This is a genomic window from Pseudomonas sp. GW822-FHT01E03, from assembly GCF_058802985.1.
The window spans coordinates 315,273-336,548 of the sequence record NZ_JBXAOQ010000006.1; the positions used below are offsets into that span (position 1 = coordinate 315,273).

At 52.8% G+C, this 21,276-nt stretch carries 15 protein-coding genes and 1 pseudogene; 6 read left to right on the plus strand and 10 right to left on the minus strand.

Going from position 1 to position 21,276, the window contains the following annotated elements:
- Positions 1-26: 26 nt before the first annotated feature.
- On the minus strand, positions 27-851 hold the full coding sequence (locus AC1RP7_RS14790) for a carbon-nitrogen hydrolase family protein (protein WP_493182150.1): 825 nt from the start codon (positions 849-851) through the stop codon (positions 27-29).
- A 111-nt stretch (positions 852-962) separates the two neighbouring features.
- Between AC1RP7_RS14790 and AC1RP7_RS14795 the strand changes: the two genes are divergently transcribed.
- Positions 963-1,721, plus strand: a complete 759-nt coding sequence (locus AC1RP7_RS14795; protein WP_493182152.1) for a response regulator transcription factor — start codon at positions 963-965, stop codon at positions 1,719-1,721.
- 248 nt (positions 1,722-1,969) lie between these two features.
- Here the strand turns inward: AC1RP7_RS14795 and AC1RP7_RS14800 are convergent, their stop codons facing one another.
- From AC1RP7_RS14800 to AC1RP7_RS14830, 7 genes and pseudogenes are all read right to left on the minus strand, one after another.
- Positions 1,970-2,734 (minus strand): methyl-accepting chemotaxis protein, encoded by a 765-nt coding sequence (locus AC1RP7_RS14800; protein WP_493182276.1) that lies wholly within the window; start codon positions 2,732-2,734, stop codon positions 1,970-1,972.
- A 93-nt stretch (positions 2,735-2,827) separates the two neighbouring features.
- Positions 2,828-3,883 (minus strand): annotated as a pseudogene (locus tag AC1RP7_RS14805) (HAMP domain-containing protein); the annotation flags it as partial.
- Positions 3,884-3,984: 101 nt separating this feature from the next.
- On the minus strand, positions 3,985-5,232 hold the full coding sequence (locus AC1RP7_RS14810; RefSeq protein WP_493182154.1) for an aspartate aminotransferase family protein: 1,248 nt from the start codon (positions 5,230-5,232) through the stop codon (positions 3,985-3,987).
- A gap of 100 nt (positions 5,233-5,332) precedes the next feature.
- Positions 5,333-6,157 (minus strand): ABC transporter permease, encoded by an 825-nt coding sequence (locus AC1RP7_RS14815; RefSeq protein WP_493182156.1) that lies wholly within the window; start codon positions 6,155-6,157, stop codon positions 5,333-5,335.
- A 5-nt stretch (positions 6,158-6,162) separates the two neighbouring features.
- Complete coding sequence (locus tag AC1RP7_RS14820) at positions 6,163-7,410, minus strand: ABC transporter permease (RefSeq protein ID WP_493182158.1); 1,248 nt, start codon at positions 7,408-7,410, stop codon at positions 6,163-6,165.
- A gap of 10 nt (positions 7,411-7,420) precedes the next feature.
- The gene (locus AC1RP7_RS14825) at positions 7,421-8,500 is read right to left on the minus strand and encodes an ABC transporter ATP-binding protein (RefSeq protein ID WP_493182160.1); all 1,080 of its coding nucleotides are present in this window, start codon (positions 8,498-8,500) and stop codon (positions 7,421-7,423) included.
- A gap of 173 nt (positions 8,501-8,673) precedes the next feature.
- Positions 8,674-9,726 carry an ABC transporter substrate-binding protein gene (locus tag AC1RP7_RS14830; protein ID WP_493182280.1) on the minus strand — a complete coding sequence of 351 codons (1,053 nt, stop codon included), beginning with the start codon at positions 9,724-9,726 and terminating at the stop codon, positions 8,674-8,676.
- Positions 9,727-10,112: 386 nt separating this feature from the next.
- Here AC1RP7_RS14830 and AC1RP7_RS14835 point away from each other — a divergent pair, with 386 nt between their 5' ends.
- On the plus strand, positions 10,113-10,748 hold the full coding sequence (locus AC1RP7_RS14835) for a cupin domain-containing protein (RefSeq protein WP_493182162.1): 636 nt from the start codon (positions 10,113-10,115) through the stop codon (positions 10,746-10,748).
- 277 nt (positions 10,749-11,025) lie between these two features.
- On the opposite strand, the gene AC1RP7_RS14840 is transcribed toward AC1RP7_RS14835, so the two are convergent.
- A complete protein-coding gene (locus AC1RP7_RS14840; RefSeq protein WP_493182283.1) occupies positions 11,026-12,453 on the minus strand; it encodes an amino acid permease in 1,428 nt (475 codons plus the stop codon).
- 749 nt (positions 12,454-13,202) lie between these two features.
- Here AC1RP7_RS14840 and AC1RP7_RS14845 point away from each other — a divergent pair.
- The 3 genes from AC1RP7_RS14845 to AC1RP7_RS14855 are packed head-to-tail and all read left to right on the plus strand — an operon-like array spanning position 13,203 to position 17,059.
- Complete coding sequence (locus tag AC1RP7_RS14845) at positions 13,203-14,636, plus strand: aldehyde dehydrogenase family protein (protein WP_493182164.1); 1,434 nt, start codon at positions 13,203-13,205, stop codon at positions 14,634-14,636.
- A 4-nt stretch (positions 14,637-14,640) separates the two neighbouring features.
- Positions 14,641-15,471: a shikimate dehydrogenase family protein gene (locus AC1RP7_RS14850; protein ID WP_493182165.1), complete on the plus strand. Its 831-nt coding sequence runs from the start codon at positions 14,641-14,643 to the stop codon at positions 15,469-15,471.
- Positions 15,458-17,059, plus strand: a complete 1,602-nt coding sequence (locus AC1RP7_RS14855; RefSeq protein ID WP_493182167.1) for a GMC family oxidoreductase — start codon at positions 15,458-15,460, stop codon at positions 17,057-17,059. The genes AC1RP7_RS14850 and AC1RP7_RS14855 overlap by 14 nt, the downstream gene beginning before the upstream one ends.
- 69 nt (positions 17,060-17,128) lie before the next feature.
- Here AC1RP7_RS14855 and AC1RP7_RS14860 read toward each other — a convergent pair whose 3' ends face one another.
- On the minus strand, positions 17,129-18,028 hold the full coding sequence (locus tag AC1RP7_RS14860) for a LysR substrate-binding domain-containing protein (RefSeq protein ID WP_017340012.1): 900 nt from the start codon (positions 18,026-18,028) through the stop codon (positions 17,129-17,131).
- Positions 18,029-18,188: 160 nt separating this feature from the next.
- Here AC1RP7_RS14860 and ydiJ point away from each other — a divergent pair, with 160 nt between their 5' ends.
- Positions 18,189-21,242 (plus strand): D-2-hydroxyglutarate dehydrogenase YdiJ, encoded by a 3,054-nt coding sequence (ydiJ, locus tag AC1RP7_RS14865; protein WP_493182169.1) that lies wholly within the window; start codon positions 18,189-18,191, stop codon positions 21,240-21,242.
- The last annotated feature ends 34 nt before the right edge of the window (positions 21,243-21,276 follow it).

Consider the following 21,276-nt stretch of genomic DNA (forward strand, 5'->3'; position numbering starts at 1 on the left):
GGCTTTATTATTTGTTGTTGGAGTGCCTATTTACGCTTGGGGATAATTAACTCGCGGCGTTCACCTTCTTCCCAGAATTGGCCATCCAGGCGCATTCGTTGGTCGTTGTCGTAAATATAAGGAACACGTGCTTTCGCAAGCAGGGAGGTGTCCAATGACATGCGCACACGAGCCTCCTCTCTACCAGCTTCAACCAATAGGTCACCAAAGGGATTCACCACAGCAGAACCGCCAGCAAACACCAGCCCGTCATCGCTACCGCCGACCCGGTTAACCATGATTGCAAACACTTGATTTTCTAAAGCTCGGGCCATGATGCAGGTGCGGTGCGTTGGCCCATAAGGATCGAAGTTGCCGTTGGTAACTATCAGCAACTCAACACCTAATTGCCCAAGCGCCCGGGCTGTTTCGGGAAATTCGATGTCGTAGCAAATCAAGAGGCCGACCCGGATCCCGTTCCACATCCCAGTGACCATACGGTCTCCTGGCTCAAACACCTCCCGCTCACCCGACCAAAGATGTGTCTTGCGATAGTGGAGAGAGACCCCTTGATTGGGGGTAATCAATACGGTGGTGTTATAGAACCGACCATCGTCAATTTCGGCTAAACCCACGGCCACTGATAAGCCCTTTTTCTTCGCCGCTTGATGAATAGCTTTTAAGCTTGGGCCGTCGAGAGGTTCGGCGATTTGGGCAACATTAGCCTTGGTGGGAAATCCCGTCAGATACGTTTCTGGTAGAACCAACAATTCCGTTTCGCTGGCGCACGTTTCGATGATTTTCAGCGCCCGAGCGAGGTTGTATGCGGTATCACCGTCGCGCCCTGTAATTTGGGCTAACTCAACATTCATTCACGATCTCCACTAGACATTGATCAGGCCTCAACCTGTGGTGCTGCGGTATTATGGCCAGCCACCGCTCACGCGGTAATCGCACGAGATAGGTAATCCTAAGGAGTGACAATGACCCCTGCTTTGCAAGAGATCGCCTGGCACCGAGCTTTTGGCATTCTCATCGAATCCATCGACCAACCAGGCTTCTGGCAGGCTGTGGTGAGGCGCGTGGGTGATGTCCTTCACTTCGATAACTGGGTCGCACTTCTTTTTCAGGATGGCCGTCCCTATTTGTTGGCGGAATCTACTGCACCCGATGGTGGCCCAGATCCACTGTTCCAAGACTACTTGGGCGGTATCTATCTGATAGACCCGTTTTACCGTGTGAACTGTGAAGATGCGCGCAGTGGGTTGTTTCAGCTTCGGGATGTTGCGCCGGATTGTTTTGAGGACACGGATTACTACCAACGCTACTTTCATCTGAATGTGGTAGCCGACGAGATCCAGTTCAACTGCCGCTTGGATGAGCGGCGTTTAGTTTGCCTGTCGTTCGGATCTCATCGCAGGATCGCTGATGAAGAGGTTGCTTGGCTGACTCTGATGCAGCCTTGGTTGTTAGCCTTGATGAGGCAACGTATGGCTTACGAGCGGCAAGATCTTGCAGGTGTTGAACCGAATGATGGGCTTGATGGGTTGAGGGCTGCTCTGACTTCGCGAGAGTTCGACATTTGCCAGCTCATGCTGAGTGGGCACCCCAGCAAAGGAATTGCCGACAAACTTTTAATCTCGGTCGATACAGTGAAAACACACCGACGTCACATTTACAGCAAGCTGAACATCAAAACCCAATCCGAGCTTTTTGCCCGCTTCCTAAACAGTCACGCCTGAACGGTATGTCACCAAATTTTCAAGGCTTTGGGCGCGACGAAGGAAAGTCGGATGGGTCTATATTCTTCCAATGTTAAAGGTGCGGTTGGGCTAAGGGCGGCCCAAATTTCCCTACCGACTCGCTTAATTGAAAACTGCGAAGACACCGCCCCGCAACGCGTGCGAGAAACAGTTGCCCAGCTTTGACCTGCCATCAAGATGCTTTGAGGCAGGCCGTTTTTTGACTGTTTTGTACTGACTCTGAACGCTTAAATCTTGAAGCCACTGACCAAACGTTGCAGCTTCTGAGCTTGCTCGTCGAGAGCTGTACAGGCTCGCAACGTGGCCTGAAGGTTCTGCACGCCAGCCTGGTTCAGGTCGTTGATCTGGCTGATGTCGAAATTCAAAGATTCAACAACCGCTGTCTGCTCTTCAGTTGCACTGGCGACTGATTGATTCATGCCGTCGATCTCACCGATCCTCTGTGTCACGCTTCCCAGGTGAATCCCGGCTTGGTTCGCAATTTCGACACTACCTTCGCTCTGGCGTTGGCTGTCCGTCATCGTCTCTACTGCACCTTTGGCCTCGACTTGCAGCTCCTGGATCATGCGCTGGATTTCTTGGGTCGACTCCTGAGTGCGATGGGCCAAACCCCTCACTTCGTCAGCAACCACCGCAAAGCCTCGTCCCGCTTCACCGGCTCTGGCCGCTTCGATTGCGGCGTTCAGGGCTAACAAATTGGTTTGCTCGGAGATGCCTTTGATGACTGCCAGGATCTGGCCAATACCGACGGTCTTGGTATTCAGCGATTCTATCGCTGTGCACGAGGTACGGATCGTTGCAGAGAGAGCGGTCATGGCTTTCATCGTCTCCTCGACGACCTCTCGACCTTCTTGCGATTGCACACGTGCTGAAGATGCGTGTTTGGATGCCTGTGCTGCATTGCCTGCGATCTCATGTGCGGCTGCGCCGAGTTCGTTGATGGCGGCCGCCACGCTATGGGTACGATTGGCTTGCTCGTCGGTGTTAGACATCGAATCGTTCGAAGCGCTTAGGACTTCGCGGGTAACCCGGGCTACGCCCTGAGTAGCGGCGGAGACTTGTGTAATTGATCCATGAACCCTTTCCACGAAGCGGTTGAAGGCGAGGGCCAAGACTCCAAATTCGTCTTTCGACTTTACCGCCAACCGCTTGGTCAAATCTCCTTCGCCGGCAGCGATATCCTCCATGGCGCTGCTGATTTCTCTCAGTGGCTGAAGGAGCAGGCGGATGAGCAGTCCCAGAAGACAAACGATCAATACTATCGAGACGGCAATTGCGATCAATGCGGAGTATCGAAAATCTCGGAGAGGTTGGTATGCCTTTTCTTTGTCTATGGATAGGCCGATATACCAGTCTACTGAGGGAAGCCCCTGGATCTTGATAAACCTGATAATTCTGTCACTGCCGCCAAGCTTGGTTTCGTTGAGTCGGTTATTGATGACGGGCGTCTGATTTGGATAAACATCGGATAGGTTTTTGGTGACCTGATCCTTATCTGGACTGACGAGGATTTTGCCATCTCCACTTACCAGAAATGCGTACCCTAGTCCTCCAAGATTGAGCGAGTTAACTATTTTGACGAGAGCGTCGAGGCTCAAGTCGCCACCCCCGACACCGATCAAAACCTTGTCTCGGTAAACCGGTGCCATGATCGAGACGACCAAGGTGTTCGTGACCATGTCCATGTATGGTTCGGTGATAGTTGTATTCGCTGCGGCTACCGCATTTTTGTACCAAGGGCGAGTTCTAGGATCATATCCATCAGGCATTTTTGAGGGCGGATAGGTCAGGAAAGCGCCTTGCTGGGTGCCTAGTGACGTGAGGCTGAAGGTACGACTCACCGCCGCACCAGAGAGCACTGCAGTGACGTTTGATTCTTGCGGATTGAGTTCGATGGCTTGGAGCATGGTTTCAATGGAAAGAACGCGGCCCGCCATCCAGCTCTGAATATGGTTTGCGCTTACTTCGCCGATGTCTCGTAAGTTTCCTTCAATGGTCGATTGTATCGAGACCCGCTGTAGGTAATCGTTATAAAGGGTGAACAATGCGAAGGCTGTTCCGACAACCAGCGACGCAGCAAGCAAGATCTTATGGCTAAACCTAAGGTTGGACTTCATCGGTATCCCTTGTCCGAACGACATTATCGGTAGCGCCAGACATCCAGGATGGCCGAAGAGATAGCCCTCAGAAGCTGGTCTATTTTCAGGTAAAAAAAAGGAGGCCTGAAGGCCTCCTTTCTCGATCAAGCGTTTGCGAATTCAGCGCTTAACTTGGCAGCGGCCTTCTCAAAGGCAACCTTCATTTCTTCGATCACGATGCTGTTGTGCTCAAATGAAATGTAGATGCGGCCATACGGTGACGGCATGATCAACACTCCCGCTTCGCGCAGCGCAAGGTGCAATGCCTTGGTGAATGCAGGGTTCGCTATTTCGACTGCCTGCTCGTACGTGACCGGAGTTTTTGCTCCCAGCCAAACACCAAACACATTCCCGTAGCCGCTGGTTGAAATGATCACGCCATGCGATTCGAAAATGGCCTCAACAGCAACACGCAGATCGTTGCCGCGTTGGATGAGCTGCTCGTAGTCGCTGTTGTCCAGTTGAGTCAGGGTGCTCGTCATGGCTGCACATGCCAGCGGATTACCGCTGAATGTGCCCCCGCGAAGGACACGCCCTTCTTCAAAGCCTGCAAAGATGTGAGGTTTGCCGACAATAGCGGAAACTGGAACACCGTTACCAATCGCTTTACCGACGCTCGCGATATCAGGGCTCAAACCTTCACGCAGCCCTGTCAGGCCGGCATATAGCCGGAAACCCATCAGAACCTCGTCACAAATCACGAGTGCACCGTGTTTATGAGCAATGTCCTGCACATGTTTGAGGTAACCAGGCAATGGCATAATGCAGCCAGCGTTGGCCAGCATCGGCTCAAGGATTACCGCTGCGATGTCATTGTCTTCTTCGAATAGCCGCTCTACATCTGCGAAATCGTTGTAGCGGATCAGCGTGGTACGTTCGGTAGACGGACGCTTTCCGTCCTGGAAGCTGGCTTCCTTGGAGGTGACGTTGCCGTAGCTGACATCATCGAACCAGCCATCGAAACCGGCAGCCATCTTGGCAATTTTTCCACGGCTGGTATAAGCCCGAGCTGCACGGCAGGCGAGGTGCACAGCTTCGCTACCGGAGTTAGTGAAGATCACCTTCGAAAGCTCGCCGGTATGTTTGGCCAGTTCAGTTGCGGCGCCATGCTCACGGACATGAGCCCAGGATGGTGCGGCACTGTCACCTAATGCTTCAGTAACTGCGGCATTTACCGAGTCGTTCGAGTGGCCTAGCAATACCGCACCAAAGCCCAGCGCGGTATCGATGTATTTGCGACCTTTATCATCCCAAAGGTACGCGCCTTTACCTTTGCTAATGAACAGTTTTTCACCATTCAGGTCAGGCAGGATACGGGCAGCACTGGAAACATCACCAACTAAGTTAGGCATAAGAACCTCTGAATTTTGAAGTAGTTAGCCGTCCCGGGTATCAAGCCCGGGAGGGGTTTACGGAGCTTTCAACGAGCCTTAATAGGCTGCGCGTGCCTTCTTATTCTTGTTTTATCTTCATTTTCTCGTTGCGACGGCGGAGTAACTCCAACGTCAGCAACATCAGTACGGACAGGATGACCATGATGGTGGCGACAGCCGCGATGTTTGGACTGATGTTCTCTCTGATACCCGAGAACATCTGAAGCGGGAGCGTTCTTTGCGACGGGCTGGCCAAGAAGAGGGTGACCACCACTTCATCAAAAGACGTGGCAAACGCGAACAGTCCTCCCGAGATCACCCCTGGGGCAATCAAAGGCAACACGACCTTGAAAAAGACCGTGAGCGGCGGGGCGCCCAGACTGGCAGCTGCCCTGCTCAGATTGGTGTTGAAGCCCTGCAAGGTCGCATTAACCGTGATAACTACGAAAGGGACACCCAGCATCGCGTGCGCCAGTACCAATCCAATGTAGCTATTGAGCAACTGCAGTTTGGCAAAGAAGAAGTACAGGCCTACTGCGACGATGATCAGAGGTACGATCATTGGCGAGATGAGAAAGGCCATAACCACGTTTTTGAACGGGAAGTTGCCCCGACACAAACCAACGGATGCCATCGTCCCGAACACCATCGCCAGCAAGGTGGCGCCAGGAGCGATGATGAAGCTGTTCTTGAATGCTTGGCGCCATTCTTGAGACGACATCAGCTCTTCATACCAACGGAACGAGAAACCATCCATTGGGTATGTAAGAAAGGACGACGAATTGAACGACAGGGGAATGATCACCAGTATCGGAACAATCAAAAACAGCAGTACGAGGATTGAGGTAGAGACCAATCCAAACCGGGCCAGTTTCTCTGCTGAGGAAGCGTAAGGCTGCAACATTTTGATTACCTCGCCTGGGTTTGGTTGGTGAGCTTTCCGTACACCACATAGAGCAGCAGTGTTGCGATCAGCAGCAGGCTACCAAGCGCCGATGCCATGCCCCAGTTGACGGTTTTGTTGGTGTAGAACGCGACGAAGTAACTGACCATTTGATCCGCTGCACCACCTACCAACGCTGGTGTCACGTAGTAACCAATCGCCAGAATGAAGGTGAGCAAACCGCCGGCTGCCAGACCCGCAAAGGTCTGGGGGACATACACTCGCCAGAAGGCAACGAAAGGATGTGCCCCAAGAGAAATGGCAGCGCGAACATAGTTCGAAGGAATGCTTTTCATCACGCTGTAGAGCGGCAAAATCATGAACGGCAGAAGGACATGAGTCATCGCGATGATTACGCCAGTCCTGTTGAAAACAAGCTGGACAGGTGCATCCACAATCCCTAGGAACATGAGCGAGCGGTTGATCAGGCCATCTGACTGCAACAGTACGATCCACGCCGCTGTGCGAACAATCAGAGATGTCCAGAAGGGCAGCAAAACGCAGATCATCAACAGATTGCTTTTACCCTCTGGCAAAGTGGCCAGCCAGTAAGCGACTGGAAAACCGAGCAACAGGCAGAGGATGGTTACAACGCCGCCGATGTAGAAGGTACGTGTGAAAATATCCAAGTAAATCGATTGGTTCGGCTCTGCTTTGACAATGCTGCCGGTGGCGGAATCAACACGATGATCAAGGGCTGCAAGCAAGAAGTAAGGTGTCAGTTTCGACGATGCTTGCTTCAGGGCCTTCCAATAGTTCACGTCTCCCCAAGCACTGTCCACAGCGATCAGCGCCTCACGCTTAGACGTTGCGGTGCTGTCTGGGAGTTTGCGCAGTGTCTTGGTGATAACGGTTCGGTAAGCAGGGATTTCGTAACTCAAGCGTTTGGAAATAGCCCCGATCTGACCGCTCTCTTTTGCGCTAGCCAGGTCTTTTACCAAAGCGTCGAAAGTGCCCTCGCTTGGCAGCGAGGTACCGTCCCAGGATTCGAGCGCCAGTGTTGTTGCAGGCATGGCGCTATTCACGTCGGGGTTGTCCACGCTTCGAGTAAGCATGGTGCCGATAGGGAAGGCAAAGCATACGAGTACGAACAGAAACAGCGGCGCGATGAGCGCTAGCGATTTCAGTTTGTATGAACGTTCGGCTTTTCTAAGCTTGGCTCTAAGATCTACCGCTTCCGCCTTGCCTGAAAGAATTGCTGCTGACTGGCTCATGATCGGCGACTCAGTGTGTGGTCACGTCCAGGGCACGAATGTGCTCTGGCGCCCAAGAAATGGAAATCGAGCTACCTACAGTCCAGCTGCTATCCATTTGCGAGGCAGGAAGCTTGATCATGAAGTTCGGTTGCCCTGCAATTTCAGTAATCATTCGAACGTGGTCGCCCAGGTAGATGTAATCCTGAATGCGAGCGGTCAAAGGCGTACTGCCAGCCGGCCCAACCACAACGCGCTCTGGTCGAATGCAAAGCGCGACCTGATCTCCAGGCTTAGCCCCAACTACCGAAATCGCCCGGATCAAGCTACCGTCAGCCAGGCGTGCGATGGTGTGACTTTCGTCTCTGGAAACAAACGTTGCGATCAGGGTGTTGTTTTCACCGATGAACTGAGCCACGAAACTTTTGGTCGGGGCTTCATAAATTGCTGCAGGACTGTCGATCTGTTGGATCACGCCGTCATTGAAGACCGCGACACGGTCGGACATGGTCAGCGCTTCGCTTTGGTCGTGGGTTACATAAACAACGGTCAGACCCAGCTGCTTGTGGAGGTGTTTGATTTCCAGTTGCATGTGTTCGCGCAACTGTTTGTCCAAAGCACCCAGTGGCTCATCCATCAATACAAGTTTGGGTTCAAACACCAGGGCACGAGCCAACGCAACTCGCTGTTGTTGACCTCCCGACATTTGAGCGGGGTAGCGTTTTGCGAAGTCGGTGAGCTTCACCATGTCCAATGCACGGCGAACTTTTTCCCTTTTGTCGACGCTGTTCATTTTGCGGACGGAGAGTGGGAAGGCGAGATTTTGCTCGATCGTCATGTGAGGGAACAGGGCGTAATTCTGAAACACCATGCCGATATCGCGCTTGTGTGGCGGTAGGTTGTGAAGCGGCTTGTCCTTCAGAAAAATCTCGCCGTGTGTAGGTGTCTCGAAACCGGCCAACATCATGAGGCTCGTGGTCTTCCCGGAGCCCGATGGGCCGAGCAGTGTCACGAATTCTCCCTCTTTGATATCAAGGTTCAGATCCTTAACGACGGGCCGAAAACCATCGTAGGTTTTCTGGATGTTTTTGAAGCTGACCAAGTGATTCATGTGGCAACCCTCATTCGGGAGTAGGCAGAAATAATCTTCGCTACTCATCCGCCTATTCATTCAAAAAAAGAGAAGCAATCGTTATTTGTTCTAATCGCAGGTTGGGTCTAGGTTTTGCTGGTAGTTGACCTGCCACCTGGTAACAGGTGGCAGGAGCTACCTCGGTGTATCGGTTACTTCTGGGCGATCCAAGCGTTGAAGCGCTCGGTCAGTGGTTCAGTGTTTTCGACCCAGAACTCGACATCCAGAGGCACCGATTGAGCAAGGTTTTCTGGGGTTGTTGGCAGGTCAGCCTTCAACTCCGCCGGTACATGTTGGTTGGCGTTTTTGTTGGTCAGGCCGTAAGCGATGAACTTAGGCAGCTTTGCCTGGTTTTCAGGTTTGCTGGCATAGCCAATGAAATCCATGGCGGCTGCTTTGTTCTCGCTGCCTTTGAGGACAGTCCACGAGTCGATGGCCGAAACGCTGCCATTCCACAGGAACTTGAAGTGCTTGCCCTCGTTGCGATTGAAGCCGGTGATGCGACCGTTGTAGGCAGAGCTCATGACAACGTCACCCGCAGAAAGCATTTGCAGCGGCTGTGCGCCGGCTTCCCACCAGACAATGCTCGACTTGATCTCGTTGAGTTTGTTGAAGGCTCGGTCGACACCTTCTGGAGTGCGCAGCACGTTGTAGACTTCGGCTGGTTTTACACCGTCTGCAATCAACGCAAATTCAAGAGAATATTTTGGGCCCTTACGCAGACCACGTTTCCCTGGGAATTTCTTGGTATCGAAGAAGTCGGCCCAAGAAGTTGGAGTGGCCTTCAGTTTGTCGCCGTCCCAGGCCAAACCGGTGTTCCAAACGATGGCGCCCACGCCGCAATCGTTCACGGCTTCGGGGATGAAGTCGGATTTGTTACCGACCTTTGCCCAATCAATTTTTTCGTAGAGACCGGAGTCGCATCCAAGGGCCAGATCCTCAGCTTCGACTTCAACGACGTCCCAGTTCGGTGTTCCTGCTTTTACTTTTGCGTCTAGGACACCGACGCCGCCGTCCCAACTCTGGTCGAGGACATTCTTTCCGATCTGTTTTCCGAATGGCGCGAAAAATATCTCACGTTGTGCATCCTGAAAATTTCCTCCCCAGGAAACGATCGTGAGGTCACGGGCGTTGGCAGCTTGTGAGGCTGCAATCCCAACGAGGGCAAATCCAAGTGCTGCTACAGCGTGGCATGGCTTGTGCATTTTAAACCTCGACGCAGGTTGTTGTGTGGTGTTGGTAAAAATTTTTACCACTCAAAAATAACCTAGGCAAGTTTTATTTTTGTAACGTCGAGAAATTTTTAATCGCCCGGATAAACGGTAAGCGATTGTTTTTTAATGCCTAAAATTCGTGATTTTGAGCGTTACGTGACTCGATATTGAGAGTTTAGATTAGCTGCCCAAGGGCTTTTGTCATGGACGAGCGATCTTGAAATCGTGTTACTTTGCTTCCCTTGGGGCGCATTGCATGGTGCGAAACAACCCAAATTGGTGCGTATGATTCGTGTTGGCTTCAAAGAGAGTGGGCGGTTCAAGTCATCGAATTGAAGCTTGGCCCCCTCGGGTGCCGTTTATCTGAGGATTTAACCGTGATAGAAACATCGGCGATTAGTCGAAGCCCGCATGCTCCAGAAGAGCCGTCTGAAAACCCTTCAGAACTCCAGGAGACTGCTTCGGTGGGTGCGAGACTGAAAGCATTGCGACAGAGTCGCGGGCTTACAATTCGAGGGTTGGCTGAGCAGGCCGGAGTTCCTCATGCCACGCTTTCGATCATCGAACGAGACAAATCCAGCCCGTCCGTAAGTATTTTGAAGCGCTTGCTACGCCCTCTGAATGTCACCCTTAGTGTGTTTTTTTCCGATTCGGCAGTTGTAGATCGGGCGGTTTTCTACAAAGCCGATGAGTTGGTGGAGCTTGCTGATGGCAAGAAACTCTCCTATCGACAGGTGGGAGCGAACCTGGCGAACAGCTCCATGATGATCCTGCACGAGCGGTACGAGCCTGGAGCTGACACTGGGCAAGAGGGTGAGGAACTTTATTCCCACGAGGCCGAGGAGGGCGGAATCATCATCGAGGGCAAGCTTGAAATGACCGTTGGGGATGAGGTGCGAATCCTTTCGGTGGGTGATGCCTACTACTTCGACAGCAGACTCCCGCATCGCATGCGCAATCCTTTTGACGAGGTTTGTATCGTGGTGAGCGCGGTTTCTCCCCCAACGTTCTGACCGAACTACTTCCTTGAGTTATCAGGTGTTTGGCTGCACGCACGCCAATTGGCTGCGCGTGCAGACACCGGGCTTGATCCCATAAGCATCCTCCCCTGTGTTCTTACTCCGCTCGGAGCTTTCGACTCGATAAACTCTTGCTCGGATGCCGAGTTCTCGCTGAAGACAATCTTCCTTCCTAGCCCATAGCGGTGAGCTGCTCGTGCATAAAAAAAGCCGCTGCCAGTAAAAGTGTCGATCTGGCAGCAGCTGAGGGTGAGACGGTGATAGCGCTCAGTTAAGCGAAGGCGCGGTTTATCTGTGCTTGTCCCTTTTGGGACATGGTGCTTCGCTTCGCGGACAGCTCCGGTTGCGACCTCTGTAGGTACACACCAATGCAAACCAACGCTACGGTGAGGCCGAGTGTCGAAAGAAGCTCGATGCGCTGGCCAGGGAAGGCTGCCATGATCCCAAAAACGACCAGAATGAAGGCGATGGTGAGCACTGTAAGATAGGGGAACAGCCACATTTTCACTTCGAGTTTCTGCCCCTGCGCCACCAACTTCTTCCTCATGCAAAGTTGGGTCACAGCGATGACCAAGTACATCAGCAGTGCGATGGCGCCGCTGGTGGCCAAGAGGAATTCGAAGACCTGTTTCGGCAGCAAATAGTTGGCTCCCAGCGCAATCAGAGAGACCACTGCAGTCAAGGCTATTGCGTTAACGGGAACGCCGCTTTGAGTCGTACGAGACAGTATTTTGGGTGCATCGCCTCGATGGGCCAGCGAGTAGGCCATTCGTGATGCCGTGTAGAGAGCGGAGTTCAAACAGCTAGTTACCGCGACGAGTACTACGATACTCATAATGCCAGGCGCCCAAGGGATGTTCATGGCTACCAGTACGGCTTGGTACGACCCGGTGGCTAGACCAGGGGAGTTCCACGGAATCAGGCATACCACCACGAACATGGAGCCTAGGTAAAACAGGCCTAGACGCCATACCACTGCACGAATTGCTTTCTTGATATTGGCCTTCGGCTCTTTGGATTCTGCCGCCGCGATGGTGACGACTTCACTTCCCTGGAAGCTGAACATAGCGGTCAGCAAGGCAGCGATAATCGCTACGCCACCGTTGGGGGCGAACCCGCCGTTCACATACAGGTTTTCGATACCGCTCGTAGATGAACCTGGTAGAAAACCCAGAATCGCCAGCACACCCAAAATGATGAAGCTGACTATTGCGAACACTTTGAAGAGTGAAAGCCAGTACTCCATCGCGCCGAAATTTCCGACACTGAGACTGTTGCAAGCAATTAGTGCAAATGTCACTCCGAACGCAGCCATCCAGTGAGGGATTGCCAGCCAGTCGCCCAGAATATTGCCAGCTACGATGGCTTCGATGCTGATAACAAGTACATAAAACCACCAATACAGCCAGCCGATAGAGAACCCTGCCCAGCGTCCAATTGCCTGATCTGCGTAAGAAGAAAAAGAGCCGGTATCAGGGCGCGCCGTTGCCATCTCTCCGAGCATTTGCATGACGAGAACAACAATGATGGCGGCAATCAAGTATGAAACCAGAACTGCAGGCCCTGCTGCGGCGATAGCATTGGATGAGCCTACGAAGAGGCCGGCTCCAATAACACCACCGATAGAGATCATCGTGACCTGTTTGCTTTTTAAGCCGCTCCCTAGCTTGTCGTTAGCTAACTGTTTGTTTTGACGCATCGGCTGGTACCTCGGCACAAAGACTAATTTTTCTTGTATTGATCGATTCATGACGATCATGACCTCTACGGTACTTCGTATGCTGCATGGAGATTAGGTCGCCCCGATTCATATTCGGTGTGAATGCTCGTCACAGATGGGCGGGCGGGCGAGCTTGAAGAGGCCATTCAAAGCGATTCATATGGATGATGATTTTGAGGTGACTGTGATGCAGAGGCACATTGGTATGGATGTTAGATGGCATGAATTCGAGTCGTCGCAGGATTAAACTTTTGCTCTATTACTGGTTTATCAAAGGTCGCGCCCGTCGGGAGTTCGCCGTTTAGATCTGAGTAAGCGTTTTTGGCTTAATTTAAGTAGTTACATCGACTCCAATTTATTTTAGTGCGAGCTCTCTCGTTCGCTGTATGGAGGAGATGGCTGCACCCTTTCGTTCTTATTCTTCATACTGGGTGTGAACTGCAGGAACAGCTAGGCCGTAGACAGTAATGGGGGTGGGGGGTAAGGTTTTATTCAGTGCTTGAGATGCATGCAAGGCCGTAATCGCGGTAGCCTGACTAGTTTGTGAAAACTCACTGCCTCGAATGTAGTTCATTGGCATCATTTTATTAGAGCCGAAAAGTAGTTTGGTTTTATTGCGATGCGTGGCTGGCTCAGCTTGTTAAGTGCTTGTTGATTAATCTGCGCTGACGAAAAGTCATATTTACCCTTCAGTTCACCTACATAAATATTAGTGTCTGGGAGAATGCATGAATAAGAATTTTATTGCCGGAGAGTGGCTCGAAGGCGCCGATATCAACCTGAATATCAATCCTTCCGATACCAATGATGTGGTCGGTGAGTACGCGCGCGCAGATGCTTCTCAAGCTGCGATGGCTGTTGATGCGGCTTTTGAAGCGGCTCCGAACTGGGCTCGATCTACCGCCGAGGTGCGAAGTGACGCGCTCGACCGTATTGGCACTGAGATTTTGGCGCGCCGTGAAGAGCTGGGCCGATTGCTCGCGCGCGAGGAAGGGAAAACCCTTCCTGAGGGTATTGGTGAAGTGGTTCGCGCCGGCAGGGTTTTTAAGTTTTTTGCGGGCGAAGCATTGCGCCTATCAGGCGAACGCCTGGCATCCATTCGCCCTGGCGTTGAGGCAGATGTACGGCGCGAGCCAGAGGGCGTGGTAGGCATCATCACACCCTGGAACTTCCCTATCGCAATTCCTGCCTGGAAGATTGCCCCTGCACTGGCGTTCGGTAACGCAGTCGTTTTCAAACCAGCTGATCTGGTGCCTGGCAGTGCGTGGGCGCTGGCGGAAATTATTGTTCGAGCTGGTGCGCTTCCGTCCGGAGTGTTCAACCTGGTCATGGGGCCTGGCTCAAAAGTGGGTGATGTCTTTGCGAAGTCTAAAAAAGTACGGGCTTTGACGTTCACAGGCTCCACTGGAACAGGCCGCAGTATTGGTATGACCTGCATGGAGCGCGGTGCAAAAGTTCAGCTGGAAATGGGTGGCAAGAACCCGCTCATTATTTTGGATGACGCAGATATCAATCAGGCAGTTGAGGTAGCGGTTTCCGGCTCCTTCTTCTCTACAGGTCAGCGATGCACCGCCTCCAGCCGATTGATTGTCCAGGATGGCATACACGATCAATTTGTTGAGGCCGTGATCAAGCGTCTCTCTTCGCTCAAGGTTGATCACGCACTGTCTGAAGGCTGTGACATGGGCCCTGTAGTGTCACAGGCGCAGCTCAAGCAAGACTGCGATTACATCAAGAGCGCCCAGGAAGAGGGTGGGAAACTCGCTTACGGCGGCGAGCTGCTGACAAGGGGCACGCCAGGTTTCTACCTTTCTCCGGCGCTGATCACTGAAACCACTAACCAGATGCGTATCAACCGGGAGGAAGTTTTCGGCCCGGTGGCGAGTGTCATCCGAGTTAAGGATTACGAGGAGGCAGTCACGCTGGCTAACGACACCGAATTCGGTTTGTCATCTGGGATTTGCACCACTTCTCTCAAGCACAGCTCGGACTTTAAGCAACGATCTACCGCCGGCATGGTGATGGTCAACGTCCCGACGGCAGGAGTGGATTACCACGCACCTTTCGGCGGTCGCAAAAACTCAAGCTATGGGTCTCGCGAGCAAGGTGGGTACGCAAAGGAATTTTATACCTCCGTCAAAACCACCTATACATTGGCCTGAACTCATGGAAAATAAAAACAAGATCAGTGGCACCACACGGGTATACGCGATCATCGCTGACCCCATCCATCATGTGCAGACACCTGGTGCGATGAACCGCCTGTTCACTGAGCGCGGTGACGATCGGGTAATGGTGCCATTTCATGTCAGCACAGAAAGTCTCCACGGCGTTGTTGCAGGACTGCGCGGAATACAAAGCCTGGATGGATTCATCGTTACGGTGCCGCACAAATCTGCAGTCGTTGAGCTATGCGATTCTGTGTCAGATGCTGCGCGACTCGTAGGTGCGGTCAACGTAGTGAGACGCAACGAAGATGGAAGCCTGCATGGCGACATTCTGGACGGTGCGGGTTTCTTGGCAGGTCTACGTCAACGGGATGTAGAGCCGACCGGCATGTCGGTCTACTTGGCTGGTGCAGGGGGGGCAGCAAAGGCAATCGCGTTCGCTCTCGCCGCTGCAGGCGTCAGAAAAATCACCATCTTCAATCGCACCACATGCAAGGCAGAGGCGCTTATCCAACGACTCGCCACTGTCTTCCCCGCTGTGGAGTTGTGTGTCGGCTCAGATGATCCATCTGGCCATGATTTGGTAGTAAACAGTACATCCCTTGGGCTCTCTGTGGATGACATTCTGCCCTTGAATGTGGCGTTGCTTACCTCATCGCAAATTGTCGCAGAAATCATTATGAAACCTGCGATCACTCCCCTGTTGGCAGCCGCAACTGAAAAGGGTTGTCGAGTGCTTGATGGAATGCCAATGCTGCTTTGCCAGATTGAGTTGATGGCTGAGGCGATGGCGACTAATAAGAACGAGCAAAATCATGAGTACATTTGATTACGTCATTGTTGGAGGCGGCACCGCTGGCTGTATCCTCGCCAATCGGCTTACTGCTTCAGGCAAATATAAAGTTTTGGTGCTGGAAGCGGGGGGCGAACCGAACGGTTTTTGGATTCCTATTCCTGCTGGCTTTACCAAGCTGCTAGTGGACAAGCGCTACAACTGGCGATTTAAGACTCAGGCTGAGGCAAACACGCGCGGACGGGAAATTTCCGTACCCCGTGGAAAAGGCCTCGGCGGATCTACCCTCATTAACGGGATGATCTATGTGCGTGGGCAGCCTGGGGATTATGACGCTTGGGAGTCCACAGGGGCGAAGCAGTGGAACTTCGCCACGCTCAAGCCCTACTTCAAAAAATTCGAGTCTTATGCTCAAGGTGATGACTCCCGTGGGCATGAAGGCCCGATGCATATTCAACAGGTCACAGAGCGCTATCCCGTGTCGGACGCCTTCTTGGAGGCAAGCATTCAAGATGGGCACCGGCACAATAAAGATTACAACGGCGATGATCAGACTGGATTTGGTTACTACCAGGTTGCCCAGCACAAGGGGCGGCGCTGGAGCGTTGTGGACGGCTATCTTAAACCGGCAAGAGCACGCGCTAACCTGCATATCGAGACCAATGCGCATGTGTTGCGCCTCGAACTTGAAGGCTCACGTTGCACTGGTATCACTTACCGTCAAGGCGGTCGCGAGGTCACTGTCAGTGCCCGACAGGATGTCATTCTGTGTGCCGGCGCCATTCAATCTCCGCAAATCCTGGAGCTGTCGGGAATCGGGCGACCTGATGTGCTCGACAAGGCTGGCATCCCACTCAAGCACCGTCTTGATGGTGTAGGGGAAAATTACATCGATCACTTTGCCACCCGTATGAACTGGCGACTGAAGAACACGGTGACTCTCAACGAGCTGGCACGCGGATGGAGACTTGGTCTTGCCGTGGCTGAGTACTTCACCAAGCGCACGGGAATTCTGACACTGGGTACCGGCTTGGTTCATGGTTTTGTGAAGACCAAGCCTGAAATGCCTACGCCGGATGTGCAATATTTCGTCGTACATGCAAGCTATGCCAATGCCGCCGAGCGAATTTTGGACAAGCACCCGGGCTTCACGATTGGAGTCAGTCAGCTACGCCCTAAGTCTCAGGGCAGCATCCACATCCAATCAAAGGATCCTGATGTTATGCCGGCGATTCGCCCGAATTTTCTGACCGAGGATGAAGACTGCACGAGTCTGATTGAGGGCATGAAAATCGCGCGAAGAATTATGGAACAACCGGCGATGAGTGCATTCGTCGATGCAGAAACCAGTCCGGGCTCCCAAACCAAGAGCGATGAAGATTGGCTCGAATTTGCACGAGATAATGGTCAGACGATTTATCACCCCATCGGCACCTGCAGGATGGGCGAGGACGAGGGGGCCGTGGTCGACTCACAGTTGCGAGTTCATGGCCTAAGTGGTCTTCGTGTCGTCGATGCCTCGGTCATTCCATCAATGATCTCCGGCAACATCCAAGGTGCGGTTATGGCTGTTGCTGAGCGTGGGGCTGACTTGATACTTGGCTCCGCTCCCGTTCATTACTGAGAATGGGCTCGCCACAGCAATGCTTGAAGTAACACTAAGCATTGCTGTGGTGTTGTGCTCCAGGGATCTTTAATCCGGGAATGGTAGGGACAGCAGCCAAGTGCTGAAGGTCTTTAGCGCGGGCAGATGTTGATAGCGTGTGGCATACGCAAGGTAGTAATTGCGACCGCTTTCCATCGGGTCGAACAGTGCTACCAGCGCTCCGGATTTGAGTTCGTCCTGCACCAGAATGTCGGGAACCAGCCCGATTCCAATACCCGCTGATACGGCCTGAATGAGGTGAGCAGTGAGCTCGAAACTTGGGCCGGTACGCATGCTTCTATGGCCGAGGTTGTTGCGGTCAAACCAATCAGACCACGCATTGGGCCGAGAGACGACATTCAACAAAACTTGATCAGCGACGTCCGGTGGTGACATGGCGCGAAAATCCGCAAGCGCTGTAGGGCTCGCTATAACGACCAGTTTTTCTTTGAGTAATAGATGCGAAATGTAGCCTGGCCAGTCTCCTTTGCCGGCGCAGATGATTGCCTGCATGTCGCTCGCGCTGGACTGGATATCGGCGTGAATGATCCTTGAATGGATGTGCACCAGGTTCCCCGGGTGGAGTGCATAAAACTCATGCATTTTGGGGAGGAGCCACTTTGATCCCAATGTCGGAAGTACAGCGAGGTTTAGCGGCCCACCCTCAGCCTTGTAAGCAATTGTCTGCAGTGTTGCGCTTCGAATTCGACCCAGTGCAGCGGCAAGCTCATGTTGGTACAGGGCACCGGCTGCAGTTAATTCGATCTTCCGTCCATCACGGCGAAAGAGCTCGATCTCAAGCTGGGCTTCCAGGGATTGCACTTGCCGGCTGACGGCACTTTGAGTCAATGCCAGTTCGTCTGCAGCTTTGGTAAAGCTGCAATGCCGAGCGGCTGCTTCGAAGGCAATCAGCAGGGACATGGAGGGCGTCAGTCTTCTTGGGTTCATTCACAAAGCTCATGCAAATTTTGCAGGTTTTACGTTTGTCCGAGTCATCATGTCCCGACAAAATCGAAGGTAAAACCCCTTATGGTTTGCTAGCACCTTGGTGCTGAGCATACATAACGAGAATGTTTAGATTAGCTGCATTACCCGTAGGAACTCCACCATGATTGCTCGGCTGTCTCCCCCTGATGTCCAAAACGTATCCTACGAAGAATTTTTAAGTCGGCTTGAGGAAGAGGGCTTTCAGGGCGAAATCGCGCGTAGTTATGGCGATAGGATGGTGTTGGCAACCGACAACTCGATCTATCAGCGCCTACCACAAGCGGCGGTGTTTCCACGGCATGCTCGGGATGTCGAGACCTTGGCACGCCTGGTGGCCCGTCCCGAGTTTAGATCTGTTGTGCTCACACCCCGTGGAGGTGGAACCGGTACCAACGGCCAATCACTAACAGAGGGGGTTGTTGTCGATCTGTCTCGCCATATGAACAGTATTCTTGAGATCAATGTCGAGGAGCGTTGGGTTCGCGTGCAGAGCGGTGTGGTTAAGGATCAGCTCAACACTGCATTGAAACCACATGGATTATTTTTCGCGCCCGAACTATCCACATCAAACCGCGCCACCATCGGCGGAATGATTAATACCGACGCGAGTGGTCAGGGAAGCTGTACGTATGGCAAAACCCGTGACCATGTCTTGGAACTTTCTACCGTTTTGCTGGGTGGGGATCGACTCAACAGTTCTGTTTTGGAACGCGATTGTTGGTGGGCGGAAACAGGTCGCACAGATCGGGTAGGTGAGGTCTACCGATGTGCCACAGACATCGCGCGCAATCATGCTGATCTGATCCAGAGTACGTTTCCGAAACTGAATCGTTGCTTGACTGGCTATGACCTGGCTCACCTGCAAGAGCCAAATGATCGATTCAATCTCAACAGCGTTTTGTGTGGCTCCGAAGGCTCCCTTGGGTTCATCGTTGAAGCCAAGCTCAACGTGTTACCAATCCCCAAGTATTCGATCCTGGTGAACGTGCGTTATGCAGGGTTCATGGATGCTCTGAGGGACGCCAAGGCGTTGATGCTTTTGAAGCCTTTGTCTATCGAGACAGTCGATTCCAAAGTGCTCATGCTGGCCATGAAGGACATAGTGTGGCACGGCGTCGCAGAATACTTCCCGGAAGACCCAGACGCACCGACACTCGGAATCAATCTTGTTGAATTTAGCGGCGACGATGAAGAGACAGTTCAGCAGAGTGTTCATGAGTTTGTTTTGCACCTGCAGCGCGATACCAGCGTCGTGCGATTGGGTCACACGCTTGCAATAGGTGCTGACGCCCTCAAACGCGTTTATGCGATGCGTAAGCGAGCAGTAGGGTTGCTCGGCAACGTCAAAGGAGAGGCCCGGCCACAACCCTTTGTCGAAGATACCGCCGTTCCGCCTGAGAATTTGGCCGACTTCATCCTGGAGTTTCGAGCGCTTCTGGACAGCTATGACTTGGAGTACGGAATGTTCGGGCACGTCGATGCGGGAGTCCTTCATGTGCGCCCGATCCTGGACATGAAAGACCCAATTCAGGCTGCTCTGATTCAGCCGATTTCCGATGCCGTCGCCGTGTTGACGCAAAAGCATGGCGGCTTGTTGTGGGGTGAGCATGGAAAGGGGTTGAGATCCCAGTATGTGCCCGATTATTTCGGGAAGCTTTATCCAGCATTGCAGGAGCTCAAGGCTGCTTTTGATCCACACAACCAACTCAACCCCGGCAAAATCGCCACGCCGAAGACTGTGCCTAGCGCTCGATTGACGCGCGTTGACGAGGTCAAGTTGCGGGGCGAGCTAGATCGGACAATTGATGAGCGGGTTTGGAAAAGCTATGACACTGCCGTCCACTGCAACGGCAATGGTGCCTGCTACAACTTCGATCCTGATGACGCTATGTGTCCTTCCTGGAAAGGCACTCGTAGCCGAGTCCATTCACCCAAAGGTCGCGCTTCGCTCATTCGGGAATGGTTGAGATTGCAGGGCCAACAAGACATCGATGTATTGGCCACCAGTGATCGGCTGCGCTCGACTTCCAGCGTATTTAGTATTGCTAAACGAGCTGCGAATACAGTCGCGCAAAAGTTGGGGCAAAAGGATTTTTCCCATGAGGTTTATGAGGCCATGGCGGGGTGTCTCGCCTGTAAATCTTGTGCTGGTCAGTGTCCTGTGAAGGTCAATGTGCCGGAGTTCCGATCGCGGTTCCTGGAGCTGTATCACAGCCGGTATCTGCGCCCCTTGAAGGACTATCTCATCGGCTCGCTTGAGTACACCATTCCCTACATTGCGCGCGTGCCGCGTTTATACAACTTCATCATGGGCGCCCGTCCTGTACGCGTCCTTCTTGAGCACGTCGCCGGAATGGTCGATAGCCCATTGCTCAGCTTGATGGACTTTAATGAAGTATGCCGTCGCTGGAAGGTGCAGATGGCAACCCCGGAGCGTTTGGCTGCATTGGAGGAGGGGGAGCGTAAGCGCAGTGTGATTATCGTGCAGGATGCCTTTACGCGCTACTTCGAAACTCATGTGCTTGCCGACTGGGTTGAGCTGATCTCAAGGCTCGGGTTCCAGGTGTACATAGCTCCGTTCTCTCCGAACGGTAAACCTCTGCAGGTTCAGGGTTTCCTCAAGGCATTTGAAAAAGCCGCGCATTTCAATGCCAAATCGCTGAATAAGCTTCACCAATATCAGGTTCCGTTGGTTGGCCTGGATCCCGCTATGAGTTTGGTGTATCGGCAAGAGTACGCCAAGACGCTTGGCAGCGACCAGATTCCAACCGTCTTGTTGCCGCAGGAGTGGCTTGCGGATGTGCTCCCGTCATCGAATGCGATCAAGGACACAGACACCTACTACTTCCTTCCTCACTGCACCGAGAAAACTAATGAGCCTGGCAGCATCGGCCTTTGGCAACAAATTTATGCGCGAGTGGGGTTGAAGCTGCAGGTACAAGCGAGTGGTTGCTGTGGCATGTCAGGCACGTATGGACATGAGACGCAAAACGCTAAGACTTCAGACGTTATTTACAGTCAGTCTTGGGGGCCGCTGGTGGAAAAATTCAACCAATCAGGGCGCCTATTGGCGGATGGCTATTCATGCCGAAGCCAGGTTAAACGCAAGCATGGTGCGACGATTCTGCATCCTCTACAGGCTTTATTAGCGGTCGTTCGGGGTATCGTCGGGTAATTGTCACCTCGCTGATTACCCCCCGTGGCTTGGT